Origin of the sequence: Pseudoalteromonas sp. S1612, assembly GCF_005887175.1 — a bacterium.
Lineage (GTDB): Bacteria > Pseudomonadota > Gammaproteobacteria > Enterobacterales > Alteromonadaceae > Pseudoalteromonas > Pseudoalteromonas undina.
Window position 1 is genome coordinate 1 of the sequence record NZ_PNDH01000007.1, and the last position, 14,253, is coordinate 14,253.

At 40.6% G+C, this 14,253-nt stretch carries 14 protein-coding genes; 7 read left to right on the plus strand and 7 right to left on the minus strand.

Translation table 11 applies throughout. The features are described from left to right. Nucleotides 1-133 precede the first annotated feature (133 nt). The 5 genes from serA to metK form a co-directional block, all read right to left on the minus strand. Nucleotides 134-1,363, minus strand: coding sequence for a phosphoglycerate dehydrogenase (serA, locus tag CWB78_RS02605; protein ID WP_010387720.1), 1,230 nt, complete (start codon nt 1,361-1,363; stop codon nt 134-136). A gap of 9 nt (nt 1,364-1,372) precedes the next feature. Next, the gene (rpiA, locus tag CWB78_RS02610) at nt 1,373-2,026 is read right to left on the minus strand and encodes a ribose-5-phosphate isomerase RpiA (RefSeq protein WP_008110310.1); all 654 of its coding nucleotides are present in this window, start codon (nt 2,024-2,026) and stop codon (nt 1,373-1,375) included. Nucleotides 2,027-2,078: 52 nt separating this feature from the next. Beyond that, nucleotides 2,079-2,675, minus strand: coding sequence for a 5-formyltetrahydrofolate cyclo-ligase (locus CWB78_RS02615; RefSeq protein WP_138570863.1), 597 nt, complete (start codon nt 2,673-2,675; stop codon nt 2,079-2,081). 18 nt (nt 2,676-2,693) lie between these two features. Further along, nucleotides 2,694-3,239 carry a hypothetical protein gene (locus CWB78_RS02620; protein ID WP_075169738.1) on the minus strand — a complete coding sequence of 182 codons (546 nt, stop codon included), beginning with the start codon at nt 3,237-3,239 and terminating at the stop codon, nt 2,694-2,696. A 139-nt stretch (nt 3,240-3,378) separates the two neighbouring features. Continuing rightward, nucleotides 3,379-4,530 (minus strand): methionine adenosyltransferase, encoded by a 1,152-nt coding sequence (metK, locus tag CWB78_RS02625; protein ID WP_008110316.1) that lies wholly within the window; start codon nt 4,528-4,530, stop codon nt 3,379-3,381. A 265-nt stretch (nt 4,531-4,795) separates the two neighbouring features. Between metK and tkt the strand changes: the two genes are divergently transcribed. The 7 genes from tkt to CWB78_RS02660 all read left to right on the plus strand — a co-directional run bounded on the left by tkt (nt 4,796) and on the right by CWB78_RS02660 (nt 12,484). Then, nucleotides 4,796-6,787, plus strand: coding sequence for a transketolase (gene tkt / locus CWB78_RS02630; protein ID WP_010387727.1), 1,992 nt, complete (start codon nt 4,796-4,798; stop codon nt 6,785-6,787). 381 nt (nt 6,788-7,168) lie between these two features. Then, a complete protein-coding gene (locus CWB78_RS02635) occupies nt 7,169-8,359 on the plus strand; it encodes a hypothetical protein (protein ID WP_138594097.1) in 1,191 nt (396 codons plus the stop codon). Then, nucleotides 8,356-9,162: a hypothetical protein gene (locus CWB78_RS02640; protein WP_138594099.1), complete on the plus strand. Its 807-nt coding sequence runs from the start codon at nt 8,356-8,358 to the stop codon at nt 9,160-9,162. The genes CWB78_RS02635 and CWB78_RS02640 overlap by 4 nt, the downstream gene beginning before the upstream one ends. A 270-nt stretch (nt 9,163-9,432) precedes the next feature. Next, on the plus strand, nt 9,433-9,747 hold the full coding sequence (ppnP, locus tag CWB78_RS02645; RefSeq protein WP_010387728.1) for a pyrimidine/purine nucleoside phosphorylase: 315 nt from the start codon (nt 9,433-9,435) through the stop codon (nt 9,745-9,747). A 190-nt stretch (nt 9,748-9,937) separates the two neighbouring features. After that, on the plus strand, nt 9,938-10,294 hold the full coding sequence (gene hpf, locus CWB78_RS02650) for a ribosome hibernation-promoting factor, HPF/YfiA family (RefSeq protein WP_008110321.1): 357 nt from the start codon (nt 9,938-9,940) through the stop codon (nt 10,292-10,294). A 142-nt stretch (nt 10,295-10,436) separates the two neighbouring features. Next, nucleotides 10,437-11,669 (plus strand): NRAMP family divalent metal transporter, encoded by a 1,233-nt coding sequence (locus tag CWB78_RS02655; protein WP_138594101.1) that lies wholly within the window; start codon nt 10,437-10,439, stop codon nt 11,667-11,669. A gap of 236 nt (nt 11,670-11,905) precedes the next feature. After that, on the plus strand, nt 11,906-12,484 hold the full coding sequence (locus CWB78_RS02660) for a DUF1240 domain-containing protein (protein ID WP_138594103.1): 579 nt from the start codon (nt 11,906-11,908) through the stop codon (nt 12,482-12,484). 157 nt (nt 12,485-12,641) lie between these two features. Here the strand turns inward: CWB78_RS02660 and CWB78_RS02665 are convergent, their stop codons facing one another. Beyond that, nucleotides 12,642-13,064 carry a hypothetical protein gene (locus tag CWB78_RS02665; protein WP_075169732.1) on the minus strand — a complete coding sequence of 141 codons (423 nt, stop codon included), beginning with the start codon at nt 13,062-13,064 and terminating at the stop codon, nt 12,642-12,644. A gap of 1 nt (nt 13,065) precedes the next feature. After that, nucleotides 13,066-14,253 (minus strand): vWA domain-containing protein, encoded by a 1,188-nt coding sequence (locus CWB78_RS02670; protein WP_138594106.1) that lies wholly within the window; start codon nt 14,251-14,253, stop codon nt 13,066-13,068.

A 14,253-nucleotide genomic window follows, 5' to 3' on the forward strand; every position in this document is an offset into this window, starting at 1 on the left:
TTTTTTGTTTTTGTTTTTTTTTTTTTTTTTTTTTTTTTTTGTTTTTTTTTTTTTTTTTTTTTTTTTTTTTTTTTTTTTTTTTTTTTTTTTCTGATAGCTGATAGCTGATAGCTGATAGCTGATAGCTGATTATTTAGTGAAGAATACGGGCTCTAATTGTGCCTTCAACAGCACTGAGTTCTTTTAGTGCTACTTCAGATTGAACGGTGTCTACGTCAATAACCACGTAACCAATTGCTTCGTCCGTTTGTAAGTACTGTGCGGCAATATTAATACCATGCTGAGCAAACGCTTGGTTAATTTGCGTTAACACGCCAGGGCGGTTGTGGTGCACGTGTAACAAGCGACTACGGTTGGCAAGTTCTGGTAATGATACTTCAGGGAAGTTAACTGCTGTAATAGTTGAGCCATTATCTGAGTACTTAGCTAGTTTACCTGCTACTTCGATACCAATATTCTCTTGTGCTTCTTGAGTTGAGCCCCCAATGTGCGGCGTTAAAATAACGTTGTCGAATTCACGTAGTGGCGAAATAAACTCTTCATCGTTTGATTTAGGCTCAACTGGGAATACATCAATGGCTGCACCGCTAAGCTTCTTCTCTGTTAGTGCTTCAGCTAGGGCGTCAATGTCAACCACAGTACCGCGAGAAGCATTAATTAAAATAGCGCCTTGCTTCATCACGGCAAGCTCTGCTGTTCCAATCAAGTTTTTAGTTTGCGGTGTCTCTGGAACATGTAAACTAATAATATCAGCGCGTTGCAACAGCTGCGTTAAGTTATGTACTTGTGTAGCATTACCTAAAGATAGTTTGTCTTCAATGTCGTAATACTCCACGTTCATACCAATATTTTCAGCCATAATACCCAGCTGAGTACCAATGTGGCCGTAACCAATAATACCTAAGGTTTTGCCGCGAGCTTCAAACGAGCCATTAGCTGTTTTTAACCAGCCGCCACGATGGGCAGCGGCATTACGCTGTGGAATACCACGTAATAACAGCAATATTTCACCAAGTACAAGCTCAGCCACAGAGCGAGTATTTGAAAACGGTGCATTAAATACCGCAATACCGCGCTCACGCGCTGCGTTTAAATCTACTTGGTTTGTGCCAATACAAAAACAACCTACAGCAACTAGCTTTTCAGCTGCGTTTAATACAGATTCGTTAATATGAGTACGAGAACGAAGCCCTACAAAGTGCACATCTTTAATGCGCTCTATAAGTTCGTCCTCTGGCAACGATGTTTTAACGTAGTCGATATTGCTATAACCGTTACGTTTTAGCGTTTCAACAGCGCTTTGGTGAACACCTTCAAGCAAGAGAATTTTAATTTTGTCTTTTGCTAACGATACCTTACTCATAACCATATCCTATTTAATTTGTGGCCCATTTTTAGTGCCGATAATTACTTTATCAGCACCGCGCTCTGCAAATAGGCCGTTGGTGACTACGCCAACAATTTGATTTATTTGTGTTTCAAGCTGTTTAGCATGGGTAATTTTTAAATTATGTACGTCTAAAATAACGTTGCCGTTATCGGTTACAACACCGTGGCGATACACAGGGTCACCGCCAAGTTTTAATAATTCGCGGGCAACATAGCTGCGCGCCATCGGAATAACTTCAACCGGCAGTGGGAAGTCTCCTAAGGTATCGACTAGTTTTGTATCATCAACAATGCATACAAACTGTTTTGCTACTGCTGCCACTATTTTTTCGCGGGTAAGCGCCGCACCGCCGCCTTTGATCATTTCATTTAAGGCGTTAATTTCATCTGCGCCATCAACGTATACATCAAGTGCTGCTACATCGTTAAGCTCAAACACTTCTATGCCAAGCTCTTTTAAGCGCGCTGTAGATGCTTCTGAACTTGATACTGCGCCAACGATGGTGTCTTTAACTGTGCCTAGGGCATCAATAAAGTGATTAACGGTTGAGCCTGTACCTACACCTACTATGGTGTTTTCTTTTACAAACTCGAGTGCAGCCCACGCAGCTGCTTTTTTTAATTCATCTTGTGTCATTGTTGTCTGCTCATTGGTGTCAAAATAGGCTGTTAGTTTACAAGATTAGTTGTTACCAACAGTAGGTTTTATCGGGTGTTATGATCGTTTTTAGTGGTACATCCCACGATTCAATCGGTAACTCATCGACTTGTTGGCACGCATGTGCGAGGCCAATAAGTTGCGGTTGTTGCCAGTGTTGTTCGTATAAACGTGCCAATGTTCTATCGTAAAACCCACCTCCCATTCCAAGGCGATTACCAAATTTATCAAATGCCACTAATGGCATTAGAACGTAATCAAGCTCAGGTAAGGGGCATATTTGAGAGCAGTTCAACTTAGGCTCCAAGATACCATAGCGATTTGCTCTCATGGGTGAGTTTTTTTCATAGCGTTGAAATAGTAAATTAGCCCCATTAAATGGATGAATTACGGGCAAGTAAATAGCCTGGTCAGTGTTCCATAATTCATTAATTAACAATGAGGTATCTAATTCGCCATCATTACTTAAATAAAGCGCGATATGACTTTTTTTGGCCGAATTTATGCTTTTTAAGTGTTGAATAAAATTCACTTTAAGCGATTCGGCGGCTAATTCTTGCTGGTTTTTTGATAGGTTATTACGTGCTTTACGAATATCGTGTCTTATTTGTGCGCGATTATTACTCATTAAATAACTTAACCGTAATTAAAAAGAGAATAAATTAGGAAATAATAAGTACATAGCAAGTACAATAAGCAATATTACGGCTGTAGAAATCAGCGAATATAAAACAAGGTTGCCGCGTTTTTTGGGCTCAGTAGAGAGAGGCTCATCAAGCATTAAATCGTCATCTTCCCATACTTCATTATTTTCATCAGGTAATGATAATTCAACTTCAGGGAGGCGTTGCTCAATATCTTCTAGTTTTTCTTCAAGGCGAATTAGGCTACTGGTAATGTAATCTAGGGCGTCAAATAAGCGCTGATCTCGCTGGCTGTCGTAAGCTGTTTGAGGTGCCGTTTGTGTAGCCGCAGCTTGCTGAAGTTTGCTTTTAATCCCCAGCGTTGAAAGTAACTTAGCTTGCTTGAGTGCTTTATCTTTGGGGCAAGGGGCAAATAACGGTTTGCCATCAAAAAAAGCAGCCACTTTTTCTGGCGAGGTTTTCAGCTTTTCTGTCAGTGCAGTGGTCACTGCTTGGCTGTCTGCGCCTTCTGCAAGTCCTACAAATATAACACGAAAATTGTCGGCCATTTTTTATCCCTAATACGCTTTATTGTATAAGCAGAGTATATACCTAAAATGTAAAACAGTTCGAGACTGTTTTACGACTAACTTAGTACACATAGCAAAACGGCCCTAAAAAGGGCCGTTTAAATATTAGCTAAGTGGCTTATAGCCCAGCTGCTGCACGAAGTGCGTCTGCTTTATCTGTGCGTTCCCATGGGAATTCGTCACGACCAAAGTGGCCGTAAGCCGCTGTTGGAAGATAAATAGGGCGCTCAAGGTCAAGCATTTGAATTAGACCGTAAGGGCGTAAGTCAAAGTGTTCACGAATAAGTTCAATTAAACGCGCTTCTTCTAATTTGCCTGTGCCAAATGTTTCAACACTGATAGAAGTAGGCTCTGCAACACCAATAGCGTAAGACACTTGAAGTTCACACTTATCAGCAAGGCCTGCAGCAACAATGTTTTTAGCAACGTAACGTGCAGCATAAGCCGCTGAGCGGTCAACTTTTGATGGATCTTTACCAGAGAAAGCACCACCACCGTGACGGGCCATACCACCGTATGTATCTACAATGATTTTACGACCAGTTAAACCACAGTCACCCATTGGGCCACCAATAACAAAACGACCTGTTGGGTTAATGAAAAATTTGGTTGCGCTAGTAATAAGCTCAGCAGGAAGTACTGGCTTAATAATTGTTTCCATTACCGCTTCTACTAAGTCATTTTGCGATACATCTTCGCTGTGCTGAGTAGAAAGTACAACAGCATCAATACCTACTGGCTTGCCATTTTCGTATGCAAATGTAACTTGTGATTTTGCATCTGGACGTAACCAGTTAAGCTCGCCGCTTTTACGAACCTCTGCTTGACGCTGTACTAAACGGTGAGAATAAGTAATTGGAGCAGGCATTAATACTTCAGTTTCGTTACATGCGTAACCAAACATTAAGCCTTGGTCGCCAGCGCCTTGTTCTTCAGGGCTTGTACGGTCAACACCTTGATTGATGTCTGGAGACTGTTTACCAATCGTGTTTAAAATTGCACACGAATCGGCATCAAAGCCCATATCTGAGTGTGTGTAACCAATTTCACGTACTGTTTTACGTGTAATTTCTTCGATATCAACCCATGCGCTAGTAGTGATTTCACCACCAACCATAACCATACCGGTTTTAACGTAAGTTTCACACGCTACACGGGCATGAGAGTCTTGCTCTAGGATAGCATCAAGTACCGCATCAGAAATTTGATCGGCGATTTTATCCGGATGACCTTCAGAAACAGATTCAGAAGTAAATAAATGTTTTGCCATTGTAATTATGCTCACAAATATTGCGCTTCACAAACGTCGGTATTAGCGCTAAAAAATTAAGGCGCGTATTTTATCTAAAACAAGCGAACTTGCATAGTTTTTTTACGCCTAGACGTCTAAATAAAATATATAATAGTAAAAGGTTCTTAAAAAATATTCATAATGTCCTATTTTTATGGGTTTTTAATTGCACACAGCCCCTACAATAAGTAAGAATGGAGGTATATAAATACCCGCGCAAATACATATAAAGGTAGGAGAATTCATGCCATCTCGCAAAGAACTTGCAAATGCTATTCGCGTCTTGTCAATGGACGCAGTACAAAAGGCCAAATCTGGTCACCCTGGAGCCCCTATGGGCATGGCTGATATCGCAGAAGTATTATGGCGCGATTATCTAAAACATAACCCAACAAATCCAGAGTGGGCTGACCGAGATCGATTTATACTCTCAAATGGTCACGGTTCAATGCTAATTTATTCTCTATTGCATTTAAGTGGTTATGATTTACCACTGGACGAAATTAAAAACTTCCGCCAAATGCACTCTAAAACACCAGGCCACCCAGAATATGGATACGCGCCAGGAATTGAGACCACTACGGGTCCATTAGGTCAAGGGATCACAAATGCCGTAGGTATGGCAATTGCTGAAAAAGCATTAGCCGCTCAATTTAACCGTGAAGGCCATGACATTGTTGATCACCACACTTACGCATTTATGGGTGATGGTTGTTTAATGGAAGGTATTTCTCATGAAGCCTGTTCGCTTGCTGGCACATTAGGCCTAGGCAAGTTAGTGGCATTTTGGGATGACAACGGCATTTCAATCGACGGTGAAGTTGAAGGCTGGTTTAGCGATGACACACCAGCACGTTTTAAAGCATACGGCTGGCATGTAATTAGCGACGTTGATGGCCACGATAGCGATGCTGTAAGTGCTGCAATTAGCGAAGCCAAAAGCGTGACCGACAAACCAACGCTAATTTGTTGTAAAACAGTAATTGGATATGGCTCACCTAATAAATCAGGTAGCCACGACTGTCATGGTGCGCCATTAGGTGATGACGAAATTAAAGCATCTCGCGAGTTTTTAGGTTGGACGGGTGATGCATTTGAAATCCCTGCTGACATTTACGCACAGTGGGATAACAAAGAAAAAGGCCAACAGCTTGAAGCAAGCTGGGATGAAAAATTTGCTGCCTACGAGCAAGCATTCCCAGAGCTCGCTGCTGAATACAAACGCCGTACAAATTCAGATTTACCCGCTGATTGGGCTGAAAAGTCACAAGCGTATATTGAGCAGTTACAAGCAAACCCAGCAAATCCAGCATCACGTAAAGCATCGCAAAATGCATTAAACGCATTTGGTCCGTTACTACCTGAGTTTATGGGTGGCTCTGCTGATTTAGCAGGTTCAAACTTAACAATTTGGGATGGCTCTAAAGGCTTAACGGCAGACGATGCAAGTGGTAACTACGTTTACTACGGTGTGCGTGAGTTTGGTATGTCGGCAATTATGAATGGTATTGCACTTCATAAAGGCTTTATCCCTTACGGTGCAACGTTCTTAATGTTTATGGAATACGCACGCAACGCGGTTCGTATGGCTGCATTAATGAAGCAACCAAGCATTTTTGTATACACGCACGATTCAATTGGTTTAGGTGAAGATGGTCCTACTCACCAACCAGTAGAGCAAATTGCCAGCATGCGTTTAACGCCTAACCTTTACAACTGGCGCCCATGTGACCAAGTTGAGTCGGCAATTGCATGGCAACAAGCTATTGAACGTAAAGACGGTCCTACATCATTAATCTTTACTCGCCAAGGCTTAGAGCAACAAGCACGTGATGCACAGCAATTAAGCGACGTTAAAAAGGGTGGTTACATCCTAAGTTGTGACGGCAACCCAGAGCTTATTCTTATTGCTACCGGCTCTGAAGTACAACTAGCGCAAGACTCTGCGAAAGAGCTACGTGCGCAGGGTAAAAAGGTACGTGTTGTATCTATGCCGTGTACTGATGCGTTTGAAGATCAATCGCCTGAGTACAAAGAAAGCGTATTACCAGCAAGCGTTTCACGTCGCGTAGCGATTGAAGCGGGTATTGCTGATTACTGGTACAAGTACGTAGGTTTAAATGGCGCCGTAGTCGGTATGACCACCTTTGGTGAGTCGGCACCAGCTAACGAGCTGTTTGAGTTCTTCGGCTTCACCGTAGAAAACATCGTTAACAAAGCAAACGCATTGTTTTAAGCGACTGCTTTAACATTTAAAAGCCCGTCCTGTGTATAGCAGGGCGGGCTTTTTTTATTTCAGAGCTGACAGATTTAAGCTGTTAGCTGCCAGTTTAACTCACAGGTAAATTTACAATGGGGGGAGGTTTTAGCACTAGTTATTAATAAAAAGTTGTAGTGAAAGTCGTGCTTTAGGCGGCGTTAAAACAATCAAAGCTGTTACCATAAATGATGATTGGCTATGACTTCAAAGGCGTTTAGAGCCTAATTCATTCGCTTTAAGCGTATACTAAGGCTGGTAAACGTCCAAATAAAGGTAATTACAGCATAAAATTATTTTTGCTCTAAAAATTAGTTTGCAGTATCATTTCGGGCACAGACTCATTTACAAGGAAGAAATATGTCTTGGTCAAAACTCAATAAAACTATCAATGCCCATTCTGTAATCCCTCTTGACGCGCTAAGTTGTCGTGATTTTGGTGTTAATCTCCCCGTTAATTTTCCATTTAATAAAGTTAAATTTACTTGCCAAGCTCTCGCTATGCTATCGCAGCTCAATGACTATGATTTAAAAATGGTCAGTGCCGATATCATTCAAATATGCGCGAACCCTAATGCCACAAACTCAATTAAGCATAGCCGTAACCCGCTGCGCCGTTTGTGGCGAACAAAGTACCCGTTCCGTAATTACCATTTTTTGATAGAATACTCACTTAAAAATAATTCTATCAATTTGGAAGATATACTTTTCGACAGGCAATTACAGGGATCTAAAGATAATTTTGCTGCAGAGCGTACGATGCTTTATGAAGTCCAAAGGCTTAGTAATCACACCTATGAAAAAGCAATAAGCAAAGAAGAAATAAGAGAAATACAAGGAGCATGGAAAGCTGATCCTATTCCGGTTACGCGAGTCAATACACAGCACGCAGCAGTCAATGGTATGCAAAATGAGCTTACCAAAGCTACATGGTTAATGGGTACTCATCTTGATAGAGCCTATGAGGGAGACGGCATAAAAGCTTATACCTTGTTTCATAACCCCACAGATCGAGCAAAGCTCGATTTAGTGGAGTGCGTATTTGATAAGCGCTTAGGTACAAAATCCCATAATGCCCAGCATTTAGCGGCCGTGCTGGCACAAAATAATCAGCAAGGAAAGCAGGTGAAATGGCTGGCGCACAGCCAAGGGGCAATCATTTTTTGCGCCGCGCTAGAACATTATCGCATTCACTATGGTAAGCCACTTACAGGTCAGCAACTCGCGGTGCATGGCTCAGGCTCAAATGTCGAACGTTTAAAACGCATTGCTAACAGTACGGGCTTAAAAGTAGTCTCAGTGCGTAATAACCCCTATGACTTAGTGCCTAACTTAGCGGGGCGTAATGACTTATCATCAAGCAGTCTTGTCCGTTCGATGAAATTTAAAGGCTTAGTTACAGGTGATGATGCTTGTGCAAGCCCACACACTTTGCCATTTTTAGGCCTAATCACCTATGCAGACCAACTGCAAATGCTGGGCTATAACGATAAGGCCGATATAGTAAGAAAGTTTATTAAAACTCTACCGCCTACGGATGCGCGATTATGATCAAATTAACCAAAGCTTTTTACCGTGGTTTTGTAGGAGGCCCTAATTTTGAAAATTGCACCCACCACCGTCTTATTCTAGAAGACAAGCTGATAACACTCGATGTGCCTGATAGCAACGTCTCAGCAGTGCCGTCTACCATTGATGTCTCGTTTCCTTATAATTCAACCAGCTGGTTTAACCAACATAAAAAAAACTATTTACACCATGAATACGTGCATATGCTCACTGAAAACTGGATGTATTTGCCTCCAGTAAGTTATTTACTAAGCAGTGAGTATGGCATGTTTAGTTGCCAACTAAGAATTAAGCAAACTAATAAAATCAATGTTCTTGATACTATGCAATTAAGACGCTTTGTAATTGATGAGTATGATAATTATCATTGGGGGTCAGATGGTTATAACACTAAGCTTCAAAATGATACTAAGCTAGAGTCGAATAAAAGAGCAAACCCATGGGAAGGCGAAGCACTGAAAAAGGAAATTTTAGGGCGCGTTGAATCTTATGGTTATCCGCCACTGCCGGCAGCTAAAGGAGTAATTATTAATGATCGCCAATGGGTGTTTTATCAAATAAAGAAAAGTAATAAGCGTTCTCGTCAAGACTTTTATTGTTTACCATTAAGTGAGCATGCATTTTTAGAGGTTGAATTTAATCATCGTGTTGACCGCTCAGATAAGCATAAAAAATGGGCTAAGCATGCACTTGAATCACAGCAGCGAATTATGGAATCAATTAAGTTGAGTGATTTACCCCCAGATCACGATAATTTGATTGCAGATAATTCTAAGAGTGTTTAACGTAATCGAAGCGTTTTTATGGCTTTTTTATGAGTTGTACTTTTATCACTTCTCTAAAGCGCAGCGTCTTTTAGTTCTCTTTCCCTATAAATCACTAAAAATTCTGTTCGAAACTCGCAGCCCGTTGCTCGGCATATCTCTCTATAAAGTCGTTCATTTTTAATCTTTTGGCTTCTAAATGAGTAATTTTCACAGCACTTAACTTGCAAGGTTTTTGTGTATCAGGCACTGTGGAGGTAGCAAAATTATAAATTAATAACAGGAGTTAACATGCCAAAGTTCGATAACGTTAGTGTGGTTAAAAAAGCCAATGTATATTTTGATGGCAAAGTATCAAGCCGAACTGTGCTTTTAGGAAATGGTGAAGCGAAAACCTTGGGTTTTATGCAACCCGGTGAATTTGAGTTTAATACCAACCAAAAAGAGTGCATGGAATTACTTGCAGGGCAGTGGGATGTGTTATTACCAGGTGAAAGCGAGTGGAAAACATTTAATGCGGGTGAGTCATTTAATGTTGATGCTAATGTCAGCTTCCATGTAAAAGTAAGTGATTTTGCTGATTATTGCTGTTCATACACAGATTAATTACATGAATGGTTAAATTATCAGCACCTCTGAAAGGCCGCTATCACGCGGCTTTTTGCATACTTAATGCTAAATGAATGATCTAAATCAGGTGGGGTAATAAATAATTGCTAAATTTAGCTATTTTCTCTTGTGTTAATTCGTTTAGCCCCCAATACTAACTGTGAGGTAACATAAAAAAGGATACCCTATGAAAATTAATCTTTCTGGTCACCATGTTGACGTTACTGATTCTATTAAAGAACACATTAACGAAAAGTTTTCTAAAATTGAGAGTCATTTTCCATCATTGATAGCGCTCGACATTATTCTTTCAAAAGAGCATCATAAGTTCCAAGCAGAAATTAGTACAAATTATGAAGGTGCGCGAATATCAGTTAAAGGGGAAAACGAGGTTATGTACCCAGCCATTTCTAGCGCAGCTAAAAAACTCGATGCCGCACTAAAGCATCGTAAAGGGCAAATAAAAGCGAACTTACATGAAAAGCCTGTAAGTACCACACCAGAAATAGCACACGAAATCATCCAAGAGATGGATTTAAATTAATAACTAACAATGTGTTATTTTTAAAAAGAGCCTAAGGGCTCTTTTTTATTGCCTGTAAATTAGGTAAGTTATGCATTCACACAGTTTATTAATGATAAAAATTAATAATAAAAGCACATAACACACCAAATTTGAGAAGTTAATGCAGTACACACAAAGCACATGGAAGTCTAGGTTAGGGGCGCTCGGCCCAGGTATTTTAATGGCCACCGCTGCCATTGGTGGCTCACACTTAGTTGCATCGACCCAAGCTGGCGCATTATTTGGCTGGCAGCTATTTTGGCTTATTGTGGTGGTTAACGTTTTAAAGTACCCGTTTTTTCGTTTTGGTATGGAGTACACACTCGCTACTAAAAATAGTTTAGTCGAAGGGTATAAAAGCCAAGGGCCTGGCTATTTTTACAGTTTTATTGCCCTCAATATTATTGCCGCTGTGGTAAATACCGCGGGCGTATTGTTGCTTACTGCGAGCTTATTACACTACGCATTACCTATTAGTATTCCTGTTACCTTATTGTGCTGGTTAATATTGGCTGCGTGTTTAATTATATTATTACTAGGGCACTTTAAAGCGCTCGATAACGTTGCAAAAGCTATTATGGGGCTACTTACTATAGCAACCATAACCGCATTAGTTATTGCTATAAATAACGGCCCTGTAGCTCCTGTAAACTATGTTGGCCCCTCACCATATGAACTTGCCATGTTAGGCTTTATGGTTGCCTTAATGGGCTGGATGCCAGCGCCTATTGAAATTTCGGCTCTGAGCTCGTTGTGGCTTAAAGAAAAACAAGCTCAGCAAAGTGTGACTAAAAGCCAAGGCTTATTCGACTTTAATGTAGGTTATTGGTTAACCGCCGGGCTTGCGCTGGTATTTTTTAGTTTAGGTGCGTTAGTGCAATATGGGCAAAGCAGTAATATAGAGCTTGGCGGTGTAGCCTTTGCTAAACAGCTGATTGATATGTATGCACTTACTATTGGCGAGTGGGCAAGGCCTTTGGTATCTGCCATCGCGTTTTTGTGTATGTTTGGCACCACACTCACCGTGCTTGACGGTTACGCCCGCACACTTAACGAATCGCATAAACTTCTTGGTTTTAAGCAATCAAAACACAGCTTAAATACGTGGCTTATATTACAAGCATTGGCCGGTATGGCGGTGATCTTATTTTTTAAATCAGCTCTTGGGCCCATGCTTACCTTTGCCATGACGCTTGCGTTTGTAACCACACCGGTTTTTGCATGGCTTAACTTCAGCCTAGTTCGCTCAGAGCCTGCGATTAAACACAGTCTATTTTTGCGTGGCTTAACCTGGTTAGGCTTGGTGTACTTGGTTGGTTTTGCTATGGCGTTTGTGGTTTGGAAGTTGATGTAATTTTATATTCGAGGTTCGAGGTGAAAGGCACAAATCAAACAACCTCTGCATAGATGTCGACTGTTGTAGACCCCGATAGGCTTTAGCGAGCGAAGATAAGACGGTCAAAAATTATGATGTTTATCCTAATTAGTTAAAATATGAGTTAGATAGGGCTGAGTGAATGTACGATAACAATCCAATTGAGTTTATACACCGCTTATTTGGTATTCCTTACTCAGGAAGACGGTACTAAAATGGCAAGCTCGGCTAATCAACTCCCACCTGCCAACCCTAAAAAAGGGTGGCTTTCTATAGGAGTTTTATGTTTAATCATTACTCTCTATGCCTACAGTTTTAAATTAGAAATTAGCACATTAAGTCTTATTGCTGAAAATGTAATTTCGTTAAAAATTAAACCTGTAGTAATTCCTTTGATAGTTATGATGCCCGCTTTTTTTGTACTCATCTACGGGATTTATCAAAGAATGCATGGTGATATATCAGAAAAATCGATGCGAAGGGGGCTATTTGTTATTATAGGATGCTTCCCTCTATTTCTGATTACCTGGTGGATTTACAGCTGGCAACTTAGTGATAAGCTTGAAAGTGAAGGCTATTCCATTTGTCACTGGTATTCAGGAGCTTCACTAGGAGCTCCTGAAATTTGGCTTTCAGATCCAAGTTACTGCATTGAATACGGTTATTTAGTAAGGATTGAATTACTTGAATGGCTAAAGCAGCAGCGGTTAAGTGGAAAAAAACCATCCATTGAAGTCTTCGAGAAGCAATTAGAATTCATGCTCAGTGAATACCATCAAAAATATGGTGCATGAACTACTTAAAATGCATTAACTAAGTTCTTTTTTCGCTTTACTTATCCCATTTAAACTAAGTGGGTACATGTGATTGTTCATTAGCTGCTTTATAAAATTAATTGATAATGCGGTTAATGTTCAACGAGTTGTGAGTTAAACGAATCTAGGCTGATTGTTACTCATTTGAGTAAACAATAATTTCATCAGAATTTGGCAATTTATAAAATCCAACATTTTTTGATTGCTTACCAATGAAATCAATAGCATATTTCATCTCTGCAATTGTTCTTACTGTAGAAAATTTATCTTTAAAACATGCTGAGAATTCGTATGTGAAAGATGTTGACTGATCATAACCTCCCAGCTCTAAAAGGTTATATTCAGCAAAAGGATCTGGTCCTAGAATTTGATGAGAGGTAATAAAAGGCACTCTTGAGTCTTGTGATTTCCAATCATTCAAACATTTAGCTTCAACATTACTTGCTAATAAATAAATGCTTTCATTTTTTTTAGAGTCACTTATAAAGATAGAAATAAAAACCATATTTATAATAAGTGATGCAAACAAAACTAATTTTAATGTATTCCTATTACTCATTTTAACTCAGCTCTTTTATAGCGCTACTTATCCCATCCAAGCTCAGCGGGTACATGCGGTTGTTCATTAGCTGCTTTATAAAATCAATTGATTGATAGTACGGCCAGTGTTCAACCGGTTGTGGGTTGAGCCACGCGACTTTATCAAAGTGATTGGTGATTCGGTTTAACCATGCACTGCCGGGTTCTTCATTCCAATGCTCTACTGAGCCGCCAGGATAGGCAATTTCATACGGGCCCATAGTGGCATCGCCAACAAATATTACTTTGTAGTCGCTGGTAAACTTGTTGATCAGCGTCATGGTGTCAATAACGTTTGAGTGGCGGCGTTGGTTATCTTGCCACACGTGCTCGTATAAGCAGTTATGAAAGTAGTAAAATTCTAAGTGTTTAAATTCGCTGTGGGCGGCGCTAAATAACTCTTCACAGGTATGAATGTAGTCGTCCATTGAACCGCCAATATCAAACAGCATCAATACTTTTACCGCATTGTGGCGCTCGGGTGCCATTTTTACATCGAGCATGCCGCCTTGCTTGGCGGTCGCGCGAATAGTCTCGTTTAAATCAAGGGTGTCGCTTGCGCCAGTACGAGCAAATTTGCGTAGTTTTTTAAGTGCCAGCTTTATGGTACGTGAACCAATTTCGCGGTCAGAATCGAGATTACGGTATTCACGCTTATCCCACACTTTTACAGCTTGGCGATTGCTGTTGCCGTCTTGACCAATACGCACACCCTCAGGGTTATAACCATACGCACCAAAAGGCGAGGTACCGCCAGTGCCGACCCATTTATTGCCGCCTGCGTGGCGTTTTTGCTGTTCTTCTAAACGCTCTTTTAGGGTTTTCATTAGCTCGTCTAGCCCGCCCATGGCTTTTAGTTGGGCTTTTTCTTCATCGCTTAGGTGCTTTTCAAACTCTTTACGCAACCAATCTTCAGGTAAGTTGTGTTGCTGTTTTAAGCTCTCGAGTAGGTCTAAGTCGGCAATACCGCTAAAGTAATCGCTAAAGGCTTTATCGAACCGGTCAAAATGGGTTTCGTCTTTTACCATAATAGTGCGCGCTAAATGATAAAACGCGTCTACATCAGCAAATATAACGCCTTGTTTTAAAGCGTTAATTAAATCGAGTAGCTCTCTTAGGCTCACTGGTAAGCGGTATTCTCGTAATTTGAAGAAAAACTGTACCAACAT

What these genes read in the sequence shown, in the direction of transcription:
- serA (WP_010387720.1), bottom strand. Translation starts at nt 1,363, where the DNA reads ATGAGTAAGGTATCGTTAGCAAAAGACAAAATTAAAATTCTCTTGCTT.
- rpiA (WP_008110310.1), bottom strand. Translation starts at nt 2,026, where the DNA reads ATGACACAAGATGAATTAAAAAAAGCAGCTGCGTGGGCTGCACTCGAG.
- CWB78_RS02615 (WP_138570863.1), bottom strand. Translation starts at nt 2,675, where the DNA reads ATGAGTAATAATCGCGCACAAATAAGACACGATATTCGTAAAGCACGT.
- CWB78_RS02620 (WP_075169738.1), bottom strand. Translation starts at nt 3,239, where the DNA reads ATGGCCGACAATTTTCGTGTTATATTTGTAGGACTTGCAGAAGGCGCA.
- metK (WP_008110316.1), bottom strand. Translation starts at nt 4,530, where the DNA reads ATGGCAAAACATTTATTTACTTCTGAATCTGTTTCTGAAGGTCATCCG.
- tkt (WP_010387727.1), top strand. Translation starts at nt 4,796, where the DNA reads ATGCCATCTCGCAAAGAACTTGCAAATGCTATTCGCGTCTTGTCAATG.
- CWB78_RS02635 (WP_138594097.1), top strand. Translation starts at nt 7,169, where the DNA reads ATGTCTTGGTCAAAACTCAATAAAACTATCAATGCCCATTCTGTAATC.
- CWB78_RS02640 (WP_138594099.1), top strand. Translation starts at nt 8,356, where the DNA reads ATGATCAAATTAACCAAAGCTTTTTACCGTGGTTTTGTAGGAGGCCCT.
- ppnP (WP_010387728.1), top strand. Translation starts at nt 9,433, where the DNA reads ATGCCAAAGTTCGATAACGTTAGTGTGGTTAAAAAAGCCAATGTATAT.
- hpf (WP_008110321.1), top strand. Translation starts at nt 9,938, where the DNA reads ATGAAAATTAATCTTTCTGGTCACCATGTTGACGTTACTGATTCTATT.
- CWB78_RS02655 (WP_138594101.1), top strand. Translation starts at nt 10,437, where the DNA reads ATGCAGTACACACAAAGCACATGGAAGTCTAGGTTAGGGGCGCTCGGC.
- CWB78_RS02660 (WP_138594103.1), top strand. Translation starts at nt 11,906, where the DNA reads ATGGCAAGCTCGGCTAATCAACTCCCACCTGCCAACCCTAAAAAAGGG.
- CWB78_RS02665 (WP_075169732.1), bottom strand. Translation starts at nt 13,064, where the DNA reads ATGAGTAATAGGAATACATTAAAATTAGTTTTGTTTGCATCACTTATT.
- CWB78_RS02670 (WP_138594106.1), bottom strand. Translation starts at nt 14,253, where the DNA reads ATGTTGGTACAGTTTTTCTTCAAATTACGAGAATACCGCTTACCAGTG.